This window comes from Chondromyces apiculatus DSM 436, from assembly GCF_000601485.1.
Lineage (GTDB): Bacteria > Myxococcota_A > Polyangia > Polyangiales > Polyangiaceae > Chondromyces > Chondromyces apiculatus.
This window is the reverse complement of record NZ_ASRX01000035.1, coordinates 46174-61961: the sequence shown is the minus strand read 5'-3', so window position 1 is coordinate 61961 and position 15788 is coordinate 46174. Positions and strand designations below refer to the sequence as shown.

At 71.1% G+C, this 15788-nt stretch carries 14 protein-coding genes; 10 read left to right on the top strand and 4 right to left on the bottom strand.

The window, feature by feature from the left end:
- The first annotated feature begins 133 nt into the window (after positions 1–133).
- From CAP_RS50790 to CAP_RS22315, 6 genes are all read left to right on the top strand, one after another.
- A complete protein-coding gene (locus CAP_RS50790) occupies positions 134–322 on the top strand; it encodes a hypothetical protein (protein WP_156041043.1) in 189 nt (62 codons plus the stop codon).
- 284 nt (positions 323–606) lie between these two features.
- On the top strand, positions 607–1224 hold the full coding sequence (locus CAP_RS22335; RefSeq protein ID WP_044244405.1) for a hypothetical protein: 618 nt from the start codon (positions 607–609) through the stop codon (positions 1222–1224).
- A 69-nt stretch (positions 1225–1293) separates the two neighbouring features.
- Positions 1294–2121, top strand: a complete 828-nt coding sequence (locus CAP_RS22330; RefSeq protein WP_044244404.1) for an MYXO-CTERM sorting domain-containing protein — start codon at positions 1294–1296, stop codon at positions 2119–2121.
- Between the two features lie 64 nt (positions 2122–2185).
- Complete coding sequence (locus CAP_RS22325) at positions 2186–3673, top strand: alpha-amylase family glycosyl hydrolase (RefSeq protein WP_044244401.1); 1488 nt, start codon at positions 2186–2188, stop codon at positions 3671–3673.
- Positions 3673–4620: an MDR/zinc-dependent alcohol dehydrogenase-like family protein gene (locus CAP_RS22320; RefSeq protein ID WP_044244399.1), complete on the top strand. Its 948-nt coding sequence runs from the start codon at positions 3673–3675 to the stop codon at positions 4618–4620. Before CAP_RS22325 ends, CAP_RS22320 begins: the two co-directional genes overlap by 1 nt.
- An 80-nt stretch (positions 4621–4700) precedes the next feature.
- The gene (locus CAP_RS22315; RefSeq protein ID WP_052375654.1) at positions 4701–6281 is read left to right on the top strand and encodes a carotenoid oxygenase family protein; all 1581 of its coding nucleotides are present in this window, start codon (positions 4701–4703) and stop codon (positions 6279–6281) included.
- A 43-nt stretch (positions 6282–6324) separates the two neighbouring features.
- On the opposite strand, the gene CAP_RS22310 is transcribed toward CAP_RS22315, so the two are convergent.
- Entirely contained in the window at positions 6325–7353 is a 1029-nt protein-coding gene (locus CAP_RS22310; protein WP_156041042.1) for a hypothetical protein, read from the bottom strand.
- 181 nt (positions 7354–7534) lie between these two features.
- On the opposite strand from CAP_RS22310, the gene CAP_RS22305 reads away from it, so the two are divergent.
- Together CAP_RS22305 and thpR are read left to right on the top strand one after the other, a co-directional pair.
- A complete protein-coding gene (locus CAP_RS22305; protein WP_044244446.1) occupies positions 7535–9430 on the top strand; it encodes a M2 family metallopeptidase in 1896 nt (631 codons plus the stop codon).
- 18 nt (positions 9431–9448) lie between these two features.
- Positions 9449–10024 (top strand): RNA 2',3'-cyclic phosphodiesterase, encoded by a 576-nt coding sequence (gene thpR / locus CAP_RS22300; protein WP_044244393.1) that lies wholly within the window; start codon positions 9449–9451, stop codon positions 10022–10024.
- 90 nt (positions 10025–10114) lie between these two features.
- Here thpR and CAP_RS22295 read toward each other — a convergent pair whose 3' ends face one another.
- Together CAP_RS22295 and CAP_RS55815 are read right to left on the bottom strand one after the other, a co-directional pair.
- Entirely contained in the window at positions 10115–12061 is a 1947-nt protein-coding gene (locus tag CAP_RS22295; protein ID WP_044244392.1) for a TolB-like translocation protein, read from the bottom strand.
- Between the two features lie 72 nt (positions 12062–12133).
- A complete protein-coding gene (locus CAP_RS55815; RefSeq protein WP_044244391.1) occupies positions 12134–12700 on the bottom strand; it encodes an endonuclease dU in 567 nt (188 codons plus the stop codon).
- A gap of 448 nt (positions 12701–13148) precedes the next feature.
- Between CAP_RS55815 and CAP_RS22285 the strand changes: the two genes are divergently transcribed.
- A complete protein-coding gene (locus CAP_RS22285) occupies positions 13149–13544 on the top strand; it encodes a hypothetical protein (RefSeq protein WP_156041041.1) in 396 nt (131 codons plus the stop codon).
- A 42-nt stretch (positions 13545–13586) separates the two neighbouring features.
- Here CAP_RS22285 and CAP_RS22280 read toward each other — a convergent pair whose 3' ends face one another.
- The gene (locus CAP_RS22280; RefSeq protein ID WP_044244386.1) at positions 13587–14552 is read right to left on the bottom strand and encodes a COX15/CtaA family protein; all 966 of its coding nucleotides are present in this window, start codon (positions 14550–14552) and stop codon (positions 13587–13589) included.
- Between the two features lie 64 nt (positions 14553–14616).
- Between CAP_RS22280 and CAP_RS22275 the strand changes: the two genes are divergently transcribed.
- On the top strand, positions 14617–15786 hold the full coding sequence (locus CAP_RS22275) for a GGDEF domain-containing protein (protein ID WP_231511620.1): 1170 nt from the start codon (positions 14617–14619) through the stop codon (positions 15784–15786).
- The last annotated feature ends 2 nt before the right edge of the window (positions 15787–15788 follow it).

The window sequence follows — 15788 nt, the reverse complement described above, 5'->3', positions numbered from 1 at the left end:
GCGTCAGGAGTCGCCCTCATGGGTCCTGGTGACAGGCCCCGCGGGAGACCTGCTCGGTGATCCGCGGGCAGTGAACTGGGACCAGTTCCCTCTCGAAGGGGCCCTCGAGGCTGTGCGATCGTTGGCGCCCCACGTGAAACGCTTGATCGAGGTGGCGCGCCAGGAGTCCCCTCCTCGTTCGCACAGCCCGTCGAGCATCGCCAGGATCCTGAAGTCACGCGGCGAACCGGAAGCCGCCGTCGACCGGCAAAGCCGTCGCTCGGAAGACTCCCGCAGCGGCGTGCCCTCCTCGCGGGGCGGCGCCGCCGGCATCCGCCGCTAGGTACTGCGTACGGCACTTCAGGGACCTTCGGTCCCTACGCTCCCGCCCCCGTTGCTTCGCGCGAACGCCGCGCCGAGGACCCGGGACTTCACGGCTCCTTCGCGCGAACGCTGCATCGAACGGGGGGGCCAGGACGATTCTGGGGAATAACGTGCGGGTCAGCCTGGAGCGCGCGTGGCGTGAGCGAGCCTTCACCCCGCGGTCCGGGGTTCGCGCAAGCTGCCCCGGGACAGCGTGGCACCGAGCACTCTTCCCTGACCCGCGGGTCATGCTAGGGTCGCCCCATGCACGCTCCGCGTCCCTTTCGAACCCGGGCCGCCGCAGCGCTCCTCGCGTCCGCGGTCGTCGCCGGCGCGCTCGGTGCCTGCGGGGGCGGGCCGGCTCAGTTTCCCGATCGCGACGCGGTGACCGCCGCGCAGGCGGTGTGGTGTGACGCGCTGGCGAAGGTGCTCGGCGGCGGCCCCAAGTGGGAGCACCTCGCGGCCTGCAAGGCTGCCTATCCCACGTCGTCTCCTGGATACCTGCGGCAGATGGCCAAGTGCTTCCCGAGGCGCCTCGAGGCCGCCGGCGACGAGGCCCCCGAGCGCTCCCAGATCATCGCCCTCTGCAACAGCGAGATCGCCGGCAGCATCAACGAGCCGGAGGCCCAGGCGCAGGACCTGATGGAGTCGCGCTGCGCGCGCATGTTCCGCTGCGAGAACGTCCCGCCGGCCGAGTGCAAGGCGGGGTTCGCCAAGCTCGACGCGGAGCAGCGGGTGATGCTCACCACGAGCTACAACGGCGCCGGTCGCTACGAGGTCGCCGACTGCCTGGACACCGCGAGCTGCACCGACAACGAGGTGGCCGGCCGGGACGCCTGCTACAAGCCCGTCACCGACAAGCTGCTCTGGTTCCCCTACTGATCCACGCTCACCCGGGGCGCCCGTGAGGGCCACCTCCCGGACGCGCGGGATCCCTGGTAGGGTCGCGCCATGCGTAGCGCTCGCTTCTTGCCCCGTTTCACGATCCGGCTCCTCGCCGGCGCGCTCCTCGTCGTGAGCGCGCTCCTCATCCTCGCGCGGCCCGTCCTGGCCGCCGGCACCGTCACCGTCGCGGAACGCTCGCCCGAGGAGGAGGACGGGCGGTGGAAGCTGAAGATGACGATGAACTACGGGACCACGCCGCACCTGGCGCATATCCCCATGATCTTCGCCTTCACCCCGACCGCGCACTACGAGCGCGCGCTGACCGATCAGTCGCCCGAGAAGCCGATCCTCAACAAGATCCCCCTGAAGGGCCAGCAGTCCATCAACGAGAGCATGGACGTCGGCTTCGCGGACGCCTCGGGCAAGGTCTTCACCACCACCAAGTTCGACTTCGTGCTCCGCCGCGACCGCGGCTTCGAGTCCGGTGAGTACGATCTGAAGATCACCCGCGTCAGCGACGGGGTGCAGATGGGCCAGACCCAGAAGCTCATCCTCAAGGGCGAGAACCCGGTGATCGACAGGCGCGCCATCGTGTTCGCCGGCGAGAAGAAGAAGGAGAAGAAGGAAGAGAAGAAGGTCGAGCCCGAGATGGAGAAGGCGGGCGACACGGCCGACGCTCCGGCGGAGGACCCCGCGTCCACGGACACCGCGGAGGCGCCCGTCGAGACGCCGCCTGCAGTGGAGCCGAAGCAGGGCGGCTGCGGTTGCCGCACCACAGGCGCACCTCCGGCTGGCGGCGCAGCGCTCGCAGGCCTCGCGCTCGCGGGTCTCGCGCTCGGACGGCGGCGCAGCTCGGTGCGCGGACGCGCCGGCCAGTTCCGTCGCGCGCAGTAGGCGCGTATCCTGGCGGGGGAGGGGGCGCGCCCCAGCGTGGTAGAGACCTCCCTCCGGAAGGACCATGCGCGCCACCACCCCGGCCTACGAGCACCCGACCACCTACGAAATCTTCACGCGCGTCTGGCTGGACGAGCTGTCCAGCGCCGCGGGCGAGCCGATCGATCTGGCCTCGGTCCCCGACGCGGAGCTGGATCGCCTCGCCGGCATGGGGTTCGACCTCGTCTACCTCATGGGCGTGTGGACGCTCGGCGACGAGGGGCGGCGCCTGTCGCGCGAGATGAGCGATCTGCGCGAGGAGCACGATCGCGTGCTGCCCGGGTGGACCGAGGACGACGTGGTGGGATCCCCGTTTGCGGTGGCGCGGTACGCGGTGAGTCCAGCCTTCGGCGGTGACGTCGCGCTCGCGGCGCTGCGGGAGCGGCTGCGGGCCCGGGGGATGCGGCTCATCCTCGACTTCGTCCCGAACCACGTGGCGCGGGACCACCACTGGGTGAAGGAGCGGCCCGGGTGCTTCATGCGCGACGCCCAGGGAGCACTGCTCGCGGGCAAGGATCCGTATTTCCCTCCGTGGAAGGACACGGCGCAGCTCGACGTGCGGCTCGTGGGCACCCGGGAGGCGATCGTGGAGGCGCTGGTCGGGGTCGCCGAGCGCTGCGACGGCGTGCGCTGCGACATGGCGATGCTGGTGCTCGACGAGGTGTTCCGGAAGAGCTGGGCGTCGGTGCCGCCCGCGTCCGGTACATCTGACGCGTCCGGCGCGTCCGAGGCGACAGGTGAGCTGTGGGCCGAGGCGATCGAAGCGGTGCGGCGCGCGCACCCGCACTTCCTGTTCATCGCCGAGGCCTACTGGGACCTGGAGTGGCGGCTCCAGATGCTGGGCTTCGACTACACCTACGACAAGAGCTTCTACGATCGCCTCTCGCACGCCTCGGCGGGCTCGGTGCGGGGGCACCTCGCGGCGTCGCCCGACTACCAGCGGCGCAGCGTGCGCTTCGTGGAGAACCACGACGAGCCCCGGGTGGCGGTGGTACTGCCGCCGGACCGCCGCCGCGCCGCGACCGTCCTCGTCGCGACGGTGCCCGGGATGCGCTTCTTCCATCACGGGCAGCTCGAAGGCCGGAAGCTCCGGGCGCCGCTCCACCTCGCGCGGCTCCAGGCAGAGCCGGTCGACGCGCGGTGCCTCCGGTTCCACGAGGCGCTTCTCGCCGCCCTGCAGAAGCCAGCGCTCCGCTCGGGGAGCTTCGCCACGCTCGTCGCGCACGGACCCCTCGCGGAGGCGTTCGTGGCCCACCGCTGGGACGTGGTGCGGCCTTCCGAGGTCGCGTCGGGCGCGACCCCGTTTGTGGTGGTCGTCAACTTCTCACCGGCGCGGGCCACGTGCCGCGTGCCGCTGGATCTCGCCGGGATCGGAGGGCGCAAGGTGCAGATCGTGGACGTGCTGACGGGTGAGGCGCGGGTGTGGAGCGGCGACGAGCTGCTCGACGTGAACCGCGGGCTGCCGGTGGAGGCGCCTGCCTACGGGGTGCACCTGTTCGAGGTGAGGCGCTGATGCGCGCGCTCACCTGGGACGGCGCAGCGCTGCGCGTCGAGGATCGCCCCGAGCCCGTGGCCGCGGAGGGGATGGCCGTGGTGGACGTGCACCTCGCCGGCGTGTGCGCGACCGACGTGCAGATCGTCCGCGGCTACATGGGGTTCCACGGCGTGCTCGGCCACGAGGTGGTGGGCACGGTGCAGGAGGGCCCCGAGGCCTGGCTCGGCAAGCGGGTCACCGCCGAGATCAACTTCGCGTGCGGCCGCTGCGCGATGTGCGCGCGGGGGCTCGGGCGGCACTGCCCGGGGCGCACGGTGATGGGCATCCTGGGCGCGGACGGCGCCATGGCCGAGCGGGTAGCAGTCCCGGTCGCGAACCTGCACGCCGTGCCCGAAGGTCTGTCGGACGAGGCCGCCGTGTTCGCGGAGCCGCTCGCTGCCGCCTTCGAGATCCTGGAGCAGGTGCACGTCCGGCCCCGCACCCGGGTCCTGGTGCTCGGCGACGGCAAGCTCGGGCTGCTCTGCGCGCAGGTACTCCACCAGGCTGGCGCCGAGGTGCTGGTGGTCGGGCGCCACGAGGACAAGCTCGCCCTGCTGCGCGCGCGCGGCATCGACGCGGTGCTCGCGTCAGCCTGGTCCGGCGAGCCCGCCGAGGTGGTGGTCGAGGCGACGGGCTCCCCGCAGGGGTTCCTCGCCGCGGTGCGCGCCACGCTCCCGCGCGGGACCCTGGTCCTCAAGAGCACCTTCGCGGCGCGCCCCGAGGTCGATCTCGCCCCGCTCGTGGTGAACGAGATCACCCTGGTCGGCTCGCGCTGTGGCTCCTTCCCTCCCGCACTCCGCGCCCTCGCCGCGGGCAGCGTCGACGTGCTCCCCTTGATTTCGGCGCGGGTCCCCCTCGCCAGGGCCGACGAGGCGCTCCGCCTCGCGCAGCAACCCGGAGTGCTCAAGGTGCTCGTGACGCAGTAGCGTGCGCAGTCCTCGTCACGCGGTCACGCGCGATCTCGAAGTTTCACGAGCGATCTCGAAGCGGTCACGGAAGGAAAAACATGCTCCTCGATCGTCTGCTCTCGGCCGCACCCCCGGCCCTCCGCGGTCTCCTCGGCCGTCCTCCGCCCACGGCGCCGCATCCCCCGCCGCCGAACCCCTACCTGCAGGGAAACTACGCTCCCTACCGGGCCGAGACCGAGACCTCCGCGCTCGAGCTCGCGTCCGGCGAGGTGCCGCGTGCGCTCTCCGGCGCGCTCTACCGCATGGGACCTGCGCCGCGCTACGAGCCGCTGGATCCGGTGCGCTACCACTGGTTCGACGGCGACGGGATGGTCGACGCCTTCCACTTCGAGGACGGCCGGGTGTCCCACCGGCGGCGCTGGGTCCGCACCGACAAGTTTCAGCAAGAGGAGCGCGCCGGGCGCGCCCTGTTCGGGGGCATCCGCGACCTCGCCAGCGCGACACTCCCCGAAGGCTGGCTCGCGCTCGGGTTCACCCCGCTGGAGCTTCTGGAACTGCGGGCACGCTCGGTGCTCGGTCTGCCCCTGAAGGAGGACCAGATCCGCCGCATCGTGCGCTCCCAGGACCGGAGCAACACCAACGTGCTCCCCATGGCAGGGCGCCTCCTCACCCTGGAAGAGAGCGCAGCCGCACACGAGCTGGACCCGCGCACGCTGGAGACGCGCGGGAGGTACACCTTCGGCGGTCTCCTCGACTTCGCGCCGATGGTCGCCCACCCGAAGATCGATCCAGCCACGGGCGTGATCTACACCTTCGGCTACGGCAGCAAGGCGCCCTACATCACCTACTACGTCTTCGGCGCCGACGGATCACTGCGGCTGCGCAGGGAGATCGATGCGCCCTACGCGTCGATGATGCACGATTTCAGCGTCACCGAGACGCGCGCCATCTTCTACCACCTGCCCGCGACGCTCTGGATGGGCGCCAAGATGCAGGGCCGCGACGCCGTGCGGTGGGAGCCCTCGCTCGGCGCGCGCCTCGGGGTGACCTCCCGCGACGACGCAGCCGCGCCCGTGCAGTGGATCGACATCCCACCCTGCTACCTCTTCCACCCCATGAACGCGTACGACGACGGCGACGCCGTGGTCCTCGACATCGCGCGCTACCCCCGTCTCCCCTTCTTCGACATGGGCGGCGAGTCGCCAAACCCGCGCTTCACCGACAACCCCGACGCCCGTCTCACCCGTCTGCGCGTGGACCTCCGGAGCGGCACCGTCACCGAGACCCTGGTGGACGACGCGCCCATGGAATTCCCCGTGGTCGATCCGCGCTACGCGATGCGCCCCTACCGCTACGGCTGGGGCGCGAGCCGGCGCGGTCCAGCAGGCGCCGAGGGCCAGCTCAACGCCCTCGCACTCTACGATCACACCCAAGGTCACTCCCGGCGCCGCGAGCTGGGCCCGAAGAGCTTCACCTCGGAGCCCGTCATCGTGCCCCGACACCCCGACGCCCCTGAGGGCGACGCCTGGCTCCTCGCCGTCGTCTACCACGCCGACGAAGACCGCAGCGAACTGCTCATCCTCGACGCCTTGGAGCTGGATCGCACCCCCATCGCCGTGCTGCGCTGCCCCCACCGCATCCCCTACGGCTTCCACGGCAACTGGTACTGCGTACCCTAAATCAGGGGGTACTGCGTACCCTGGCTCAGGGGGTACGCAGTAATCAGGAGTCGGAGACGCAGACGCGGGGGGTGGGGGGGGGGATGCAGATGTCCATTTCGCAGCGGAGGTCGCCGAGGCAGTAGGGGCCGTTGCCGGTGCAGGCTTCGGTTTCTTTGGGGCGGGCGAGGCAGGTGCCCTCGGCGCAGTAGGCGTGACCGATGCAGCGGCCGTTCGGGGTGCAGGCCTGACCTGGGCTGGGCAGCTTCACGCAGGTGTTCGCGGCGGGGTCGCACCAGTTGTCGGAGGCGAGACAGGCGACGTCGAGGGTCGCGTTGCACTGCTCTCCCTCGGGGGAGAGGATGTAGCAACGGCCCTGGCCGGTGCTCAGATCGCAGCGCTGCCCGTCCTTGCAGGCGTTGGAGGCGGAGCAGTTCTCGCCGTTGTCGCGGCGCGCCTCGCAGGTTCCCACGGGAGGGACGCCCTCCTCGACTTCCCCGGTGATCTCGCAGTAGGCCTCGTCGACGCACGGCAGCTCCCCGCAGGCGCCGCCGATCGCCACGGCTGCAGGGGCCGCTGCGCACTTCCCGAGGCAGCAGGGATCGCCGTTGCCCTCGCACCCGCTGCGATCGCAGACGCTGTCGCCTGCGCACTCGCCTGCGACCAGACAGGGCTCGTCCACGGCGGCGGCGCCTGTGAGCACGCCCGCGCACGCGGACTCCACCGAGCGCTGCGCTGCCAGCAGCGTGTCGCAGCTCTGGTTGCGCAGCGCGTCCACGCAGGCGCGTGCGGCGTCGGCGTCGTAGGTCACGTCACCGAAGACTGCCGAGGCCATGAGCTGGAGCAGCTCTCCGCTCGCGTGATCGAGGCGCAGGCACGTGTCCAGGTCGGGCATCTGACCGCAGCGTGCGGCGAGCTCGCACGAAGCGCTCGTGTACTCCGCCGCGAACGCTTCGAGCGGAATTGCCGCGGGGCCGGCGGGCGCTGGATCGTCTCCGCCGCAGGACGGGGTGGCGACCAACGTCGTGAACGCGAGCGCCAGGGCGGCGCTGCCGAAGAAAGGTGCCTTGGGCAAAGCGGGGGCTCTGTTCATGCTGAGCACGGAGTGTACCCGGTTCCCTTGGCCGGGTCCGGCGTGTATGAAGGGCGCACCACTGCTCCGGGAGATCCTCGTGCCCCGAAACGTGAAGCAACCAACGACCTCTGGTCGCCGCGGGTTTTGCGGCTCCATCGTGCGCTCAGGCCTCGTGGCGCTGGCGCTCTCCGCCGTGGGCATGACGACCGCGTGTGGGGGTAGCGCCCAGCCGGGGCCGGAGGGGCCCGCTGCGGCAGCCGCCGCGCCGCCCCCTGCGGCAGCCGCTGGAGCGAACGCCGCAGCCGCCCCCGGAGCGCCTACCGTCGAAGAAGCGCGCCAGTTTTTCGCGGACATCGACCGCGAGCTGCGCCGGCTCTGGACGGCGTCGAGCCGCGCTTCCTGGATCAACCAGACCTACATCATCGAGGACACTGACGCGCTCTCGGCGGCCACCGAGGAGGCGTCCATGGAGTACCTGAACCGGGTGACCAAGGCGGCCACCCGCTTCGACGGCATGAAGCTCCCGCCGGAGCTGGAGCGCCAGCGCGTGCTCCTCAAGGTGGCGACCACCCAGCCCGCGCCGAGTGACCCGAAGAAGCGCGCCGAGCTTGCCGAGCTGCTGGTGAGCATGGGCAGCGACTACGGCAAGGGAAAGTACTGCCCGCCCGAGGGCAAGACGGTGCTCGGCAAGTACCTGACCGCGCCGAAGGGCGGCGAGAAGAAGAAGTGCCTGACCGTCGCCGAGCTGAGCGAGGTGCTGCGCGACAGCCGCGACTGGAACGAGCAGCTCGAAGCCTGGACGGGCTGGCACGCGATCGCGCCGCCGCTGAAGAAGAAGTACGAGCGTTACGTCGAGCTGGGCAACGAGGGGGCGAAAGAGGTCGGCTTCCCGGATGTCGGCGCGCTCTGGCGGGCGGGCTACGACATGACCCCAGAGCAGTTCGAGGCGGAGACCGACCGGCTCTGGGGGCAGGTGAAGCCGCTCTACGACGACCTCCACTGCTACGTGCGTTCGCAGCTCCGCAAGCGCCACGGCAAGGACAAGATCGGCGACAAGGCGGCGCTGCCGGCCCACCTGCTCGGCAACATGTGGGCGCAGGACTGGCAGGGCGTCTACGACCTGATGGTGCCCTTCCCGGGGCAGCCCTCGCTCGACGTCACGAAGACGATCAAGGCGAAGAAGATCGAGGCGAAGGAGATGGTGCGGATGGGGGAGAAGTTCTTCACCTCCCTCGGCATCGATCCGCTCCCCGCGAGCTTCTGGGAGCGGTCGCTCTTCAAGAAGCCCACCGATCGCGAGGTGGTGTGCCACGCGAGCGCGTGGGACGTGGGCTACCGCGACGACCTGCGCATCAAGATGTGCATCGAGCCGACCGAGGAGGATCTCATCACGATCCACCACGAACTCGGGCACAACTACTACTACCACTACTATTACAAGCTCCCGATGCTGTTCCAGTCGGGGGCCAACGACGGGTTCCACGAGGGCATCGGCGACACGCTGGCCCTGTCGGTGACGCCCGATTACCTGAAGGCGCTGGGGCTCCTCGACAAGGTGCCCACGGACGACAAGGGGCAGGTGAACTTCCTCTTCAAGCAGGCGCTGAGCAAGGTGGCGTTCCTGCCCTTCGGCAAGCTCATCGACCAGTGGCGCTGGGACGTGTTCGCCGGCAAGACGAAGCCCGCCGACTACAACAAGGCGTGGTGGGCGCTGCGGCAGAAGTTCCAGGGGGTCGCGGCGCCGGTCGCGCGCAGCGAGGCCGACTTCGATGCCGGCGCGAAGTACCACGTGCCCGCGGGCGTGCCGTACACGCGCTACTTCCTCGCGCACATCTACCAGTTCCAGTTCCACCGCGCGCTCTGCGCGGCGGCTGGGCACAAGGGGCCCCTGCACACCTGCTCCATCTCCGGGAGCAAGGCGGCGGGCGACAAGCTGAAGGCAATGCTGGCGATGGGGGCGAGCCGCCCGTGGCAGGAGGCCATGCAGGCCATCACCGGGCAACCGGCGGCCGACCCTGGCGCGCTGCTCGCGTACTTCGAGCCGCTCCAGAAGTGGCTGCGCGAGCAGAACAAAGGCGAGACGTGTGGCTGGTAGCTCTTCGTAGGTGATTCCGTGCGGGTGTTCGTCGCCGTCGAGCCGGGAGCCGAGCAGCTCCAAGAGATCCTGCCCCTCATGCAGAGGCTGAACGCGAAGGCGCCTTCAGCGAAGTGGGTGGACCCTGCGGGTCTGCACATCTCGCTGGCGTTCCTCGGCGACATCGCCGAGGAGCGGGTGCCGCTCGTGATCGCCGCTGCCGAGAGCGCGTCGGCGCTCCACCGCCCGGTGACGCTGCGCCTCGGCAAGGGCGGGGTGTTCGGCGCCGGGCGACGGCCGCGGGTCCTGTGGCTCAAGGTCACCGGCGACGTGGAGGAGCTCGGCGCCGTGCGGCGGGATCTGGAGCAGGCGCTGGCGATGTCGACGGGCTACGTGCCCGAGATGGAGCGCTTCGAGCCGCACCTGACCCTGGCGCGCTCGCGCGATCCGCGCGGCGATCCGGGGCTGGAGGCCTGCGCGCAGGAGCTTGCCGACGCAGACTTCGGCGAGGTGCGGGTGACGGAGATCGTGGTGTACCGGAGCGAGCTGACCCCGAAGGGGGCCGTGTACACGGTGATGGCCCGGGCGCCGCTCACGTCGCTCCTGCAGATGTAGCGGCGAGGCGCGACGCGAGAGGCGAGCGGCGAAGCGTCGCGAGCTGCGAGCTGCGAGGCGTCGCGAGCAGCCGCCTCGCCGAGCTGCGTGTCACTGGGGCGCCGGCAGCACCGCCTTGGTCCACTGGGGGCTGACGTACTGGGCCGACAGGGTCTGGCCGGGGATCCAGAAGGGGGCGGCGCTGGGGTCGATGTCGCCGGTCGCGAGCTTGTCGCGATCGATGGCGGTGATCCAGAGCTGCTTGCACTGCTGCTGCCCTTGCACCCTGGCGCAGAGGCTGTTCTCGTAGCTGGCGGGGGTGAGCCGGTGGCCGTAGGGGCGCTCCGAGGCGTAGGCGAGCCAGGCGTACCGCTGCCCGAGCGAGGGGGCCCACTGGGGCCAGGTGCTGCTCCAGACCTGGCCAGGGCCGCTGCTGCCGCCGGAGAGCTCGAAGGCGCGGCCGTCGCTGCGCCGGACCACCATGACCTGGCCGCTCAGGTTGAGCAGGGACTGCTGCGTCTTCAGCGACCAGTAGCCGGCGGAGCGGGTGAAGGCAACGGCGCTCCCGTCGGGGGAGATGGTGGGGAGGAAGTGGTTGTGGCCCGCGTCCGCGCCCGCGGCAGGATCGGCGGCGACGAGCACCTTGGGCGCGCCGAACTGGAAGGTGTCGGTCGAGGCGTTGTAGGCGACGGAAGCCTCGACGATGGAGCCGAGCGCCACGTCGTCGCCCACCTCGCGCACGTAGGTCGCGTCGCTGTTGTAGGCGACGAACACCACGAAGTCGCCCTTGGGGGACCAGTCGGGCATCAGCGTCCCGTGGCCGATGGCGGGATCGATCTGCAGGGTGGTCTCGGCGATGTTGCTGGCGATCGGGGCGTTGGTGTCGGGATCCACCATCATCAGGCGCACGGTGCCTGCCGAGTTCTGTGCGACATCGTCGGGCACGCTGAGCAGCATGGCGGGCCGGGTGCTCTCCTCCAGGGGGTTGAAGCTGGCGTAGGTGCCGCGCACCCCGGGGGTCGGCGCGATCTTGGCGGCGAAGATCTGGGTGGCCTCGTCGTAGGCGAGGGTGCCGATCTGGAAGTTCGCGCCGTCGTAGCTGTAGGCGAAGCGCTTGCCGTCGCGGGAGATGCGGTGGCACCCGGAGCAGGGCTGACCGGCGCCGAGCTGGGGGCTGTTGCTGGGCAGGGCGATGTCGGTCCCCTGGATGACGTCGAGCACGCGGAAGGTGCCGGTGGAGGACTGCCAGACGTAGATGGCGCTCTCGTCGATGGTGTCCGCGGTGATGGTGAGGGTGTGCGGGCCGCTCGAACGCAGGAGATGTGTCGCGCCGAGGCCCTCGACCGTGAGGGTGAGCGGGGCGTCGGGCACGCTTTGGCGGATGACGGACCAGGCCTCGGGCGGGAAGAGCAGCTCGCGGCTGGTGGTGAAGAAGGCGACGTCGAGCAGCTCGGGGCTCTCGAGATGGACCCGGTAGACGTTGCTGTCGGAGGCCTGGGACCACTGGGCCTCGATGGGCGGCAGGTTGCCAGGGAGCACCACGCCGTCCTGCGGGTACTCGAGCAGGGGCGCGTTCGCGGCGTCGGGATCCTGGCCGGCAACGTCGAAGGCGTCGCTGATCTCGGGGCCGAGGCCGCCCAGGAAGACCTCGCCGGTGAGCTGCACGGTGAGGTTTCCGCTGCCGCTCGTGCCCTGGAAGCTGGCGACGATCTGGGTCTTGCCGCCGATCCCGAGGGGCTGCGCCGAGCCAGCCGTGACGGAGGCGATCGTGGAGGTCTGCGCGCCCCATGTGGCCTGATCGGTGACGTCGATCTCCTCCTCGCCTTCGGCGCGGTAGTAGGCGCGGAACGTGACGGGGGGGGCAGCGGCCCCGCCGATGTCGACGGTGGCGGTGGCGCCTGCGGGCTCGACGCGGATCTCGGCGCCCGCGGGCTCGGCGTCGGTGCCCGCGTCCTGGCCCGGGCCTCCCGGGCCCGAGGCGGAGGTGTCGTCGCCGGAGCAGGCAGCGAGCGGGACGGCGAGGAGGGCGAGGGCAAAGAAGACAAGGGAGCGGCGCATTCCCTCAGTGTAGGGGAGCGCCCACGCGGCTGGAACGACGGCTTGATGACGGGGTGATGACGGCGCGAGGTGTCAGGCTCTCCCGCGGCTCTCGCCGCGCGTCACGCCGCCCGCGATGAGGTGCGCCACGCGCAGGGGCTCGGGAAGCTTGCCGCTCAGCGCGAACCGCCGCAGGAGCGCCTCGGCGTCGGGGAGGCTCACGCCGGCCCGCTGCACGAACACCCCTGCCAGGGGCTCCATGGGGCCTGCCTGTTCGATGAGCGCCCACTTCCGGCGACCCCCGCGCACGCGGGTGAGCAGCGCCTCGCGGATGGCGTCGAGGTTCGGTGCGCGCCGCGCCACCACCACCACCGGCAGGCCCAGCGCGGCGTGCAGCCCGTGCAGGTCGACGACGTTGAAGCCGGCGAGGGCGATGCCCTGCAGCATCACCGCCTGGGCGTGCGTGGCGAAGCGCGAGCGGGCGATCATCGCCGCGATCGCGGTCGTCGCGTTTCGCCCGTCGCGCCGTACCCGCGCGCTCAGCACGCCCTCCAGCCGTGAGCCGGCGAAGACCGCGCCGACGATGGCCACGTCCCCCCGGTGCTCGCGAAGGAACGGCGCGTCATCGACCCCGATCACGTGGGAGAGCCCTGCGCCCATGTCCTGACCCCAGAGTACGCGAGGCGCTGGCTTTTCCGATCCCGCGCCGGCGTGCTGTACTTCGAGCATGTGGTCCCACCGGTCGATCCCTGTCGCCCTGGCGCTCTTGCTCACCTCTCCCGCCCTGGCGCAGACGCCGCCGGCTGCGTCCCCGCCAGCCCAGCCAGCCGCGGGAGGCGCGGGAGGCTCGCCACCGGCAGCGGCGCCCGCGACGCCGGAGACGCCCGCACCTGCGGCAGCAGGGGGGGCTTCCACGCCAGCCGGAGCGCCAGCCACCGGGATGGCGCAGGCGGGAGGCTCGACGGCGGCGGGGGCGGCGGCGTCCCTCCGTCCCGTGGCCGCCGCGCAGCCCCCGTCGCCGACACGGCCCACGGGGAAGCGCAAGAAAGCGACGAAGGCGGCGCCGCTCGTGGCTGGTGGGCCCATCGCCACGTACCCCGGGTTCCGCATGATCCCCGGAGGTGGCTCGCGCGTCTTCGTGCAGGTCAGCCGCAAGGTGGAGGTGACCGAGTCGCGCGCGGCAGGGCGGCTCACGTACCGGATGAAGGGCACGCAGGCGATCCAGACCAACCAGTATCCCCTGGTCACTGGCTTCTTTCCGACGCCGGTCGGCCGCGTTTTGCTGCAGCAGCAAGGGTCTGACCTGGATCTGGTCATCGAGCTGCGGGTCCCCAGCGAGGGGCAGCACCGGGTCATGGACACGGATCAGGGGATCGTCGTCCAGGTCGACTTCCCTGCCGTCGCGCCGGGAGCGCTCCCGGCGCCTCCACCGACGCCGCGGCCGCCCTCTGCCTCACGGAGCAAGAAGGGCGCACAGGTCGAGGTGGAGGACGAGTCGTACTGATCGACGTCAGCGCGCCGTCAGCGCGCCGTCGTCAGCGCGCCGTCAGCCCGTCCTGCCCACAGCCGCGAGCGGGTCACCCGCGGGGGTGTGTCCTGCCGCCTCGGGAGCACCGAGCGCGGCTGCCGCGAGGAGGATCAGGCTGATCCACAGGGCGTCGGCGAGGAGCAGGTGCACGAGCTGCAACCACACCGGCGCGAGCAGGAGCAGGTTCAGGAGGCCGGCGCCGATCTGCATCACCACCACAGCGCCCGTGGCATTCGCGAGGCGCCGGACGGTGGGGGTCGGGCGACGCGCCGGGATCGCCGTCCTCAGGAACAGGAGGTAGGCGGCCGTGAGCGCGGCGTTGATGGGGTGGAACACCCGTAGCTGTACCAGGAAGTGCGCCGTGGGAGACAGGTCCTGCGCAAGGCCCTCGGACAGGGTGCGCGCGGTGAAGAGGGTATCCCCGAGCGCGGCGATGGCTCCGGTCACGCCGACGAGCAGGGTCGCGGCGAGGGCCGCCGCGAGCAGGGCCGCCGTCGCTCCCTGACCACGGAGGCGCACCGGCGCGCCTCCGCGCGCCCACCAGAGGGTGCAGGCCATCGCGCCGACCAGCAGGAACGTATTGACCAGGTGGACGGCCATCCACACCGCCCGCCCCACGGAGGCGTTGTCGGCGACGTACTCGAAGAGCACGAGGAGGGCGCCGACGCCCGCCTCGGTGACCATGAAGAACATCGAGGCGGCGGCGCCCGCGCGTGCAGGGTGGCCGGAAGGGAATGCCTTGCGGGCCCAGAAGAACTGCAGGGCCACGAGGAGGAAGGCGATCCCGGAGGTGATGCGGTGCGTGAACTCGATGAGCGTGGCGGTCGCCGCGGCGCGGGGGATGATCTCGCCGTTGCAGGTCGGCCAGTGGCTGCCGCAACCGGCTCCCGAGCCGGTCGCCCGCACGAACGCCCCCCAGAGGATGACGGCCAGCGTGGCCGCGAGGGTGGCCATCGCCAGCTTCCGGAACCGCTCTTGGGTCATGCCAGCGTCTTACCACCCCTCAAGGCCGTTGCGCCCTGTGGCTGCAGAAGGGAGGATGCACACCGTGACGCCCAGCGACAGCAACCGTGGACCGCTCGGCGCCTCGGAGTCGACCCGGGGGGCGCCCGCGTCTGGTTGGGCGGTGCAGGAGAGCCCGCGTCCACACCGGATCGTGGTGGCCGACGACGACAAGGTGACGCGCGACATGCTGGCGGACATCCTCCGCCGCGCGGGGCACCTGGTCGAGCTGGTCGAGGACGGGCAAGAGGCCGTCGAGCGGGTGGCGCGGGGCGGGATCGACCTGGTGCTGCTCGACGTGGGAATGCCGCGGCTCTCGGGGCTTGAAGCGTGCCGGCTGCTCAAGGGGATGAGCCCCGACAGCTTCATCCCCGTGGTGCTGATCACGGTCAAGACCGACACGCACAGCCGCGTCGAGGGGCTGAAGATCGGCGCTGACGAGTACGTGTGCAAGCCGCTCGAGGAGCAAGAGCTGCTCGCCCGGGTGAACGCGATGCTGCGCATCAAGGCGCTGCACGATCAGGTCGCGGCGCAGCGGGCACACCTCGATCGGCTGAGCTCTCACGACGAGCGGACTGGCCTCTACAACTACCGTTACCTGCACACCCGGCTCACCGACGAGTTCAAGCGCGCGGAGCGCTACCACGAGCCGTTCGCGTGCATCCTCGCGGACATCGATCAGCTCCAGGCGCTCAACGAGGCCGGCGGGCGCGGGCTCGGGGACGCGGCCATCCAGCGGGTGGCGGAGGGGCTCCGGCGCTCGGTGCGCGAGGTGGACGTGGTGGCGCGCTACGGCGGGGACGAGTTCCTGGTGGTGCTGCCGAGCACGCACTTCGCGGGCGCGGTGATCGTGGCGGAGCGCATCTGGCGCGAGGTCAGCGAGCGCACGGTGGAGCACGAGGGGCAGTACCACCGGTTCTCGGTGTCGATCGGCGTGGCGCTGTATCCGTCGCGCGAGGTGCGCACCAAGGACGCGCTGCTCAGGGCCGTGGAGACCGCACTGAACGAGGCGAAGCGCGACGGGGGCAACCGGCTCTGCGTGTACCAGCAGTCCGGCGCCTGGGCGACGCCGTCACTCCCGCCGCCCTCCAGCACCGGCACGCTGCGCCGCGCCTACGATGCGCGCCTGGTGGTGACCGACGAGGAGCCCGGGCCTCCGCCGTCGACGCGCCGGGGCGATCCCTGGCCGGCGTTCACGGGTCGCAAGGCGACGTGAGC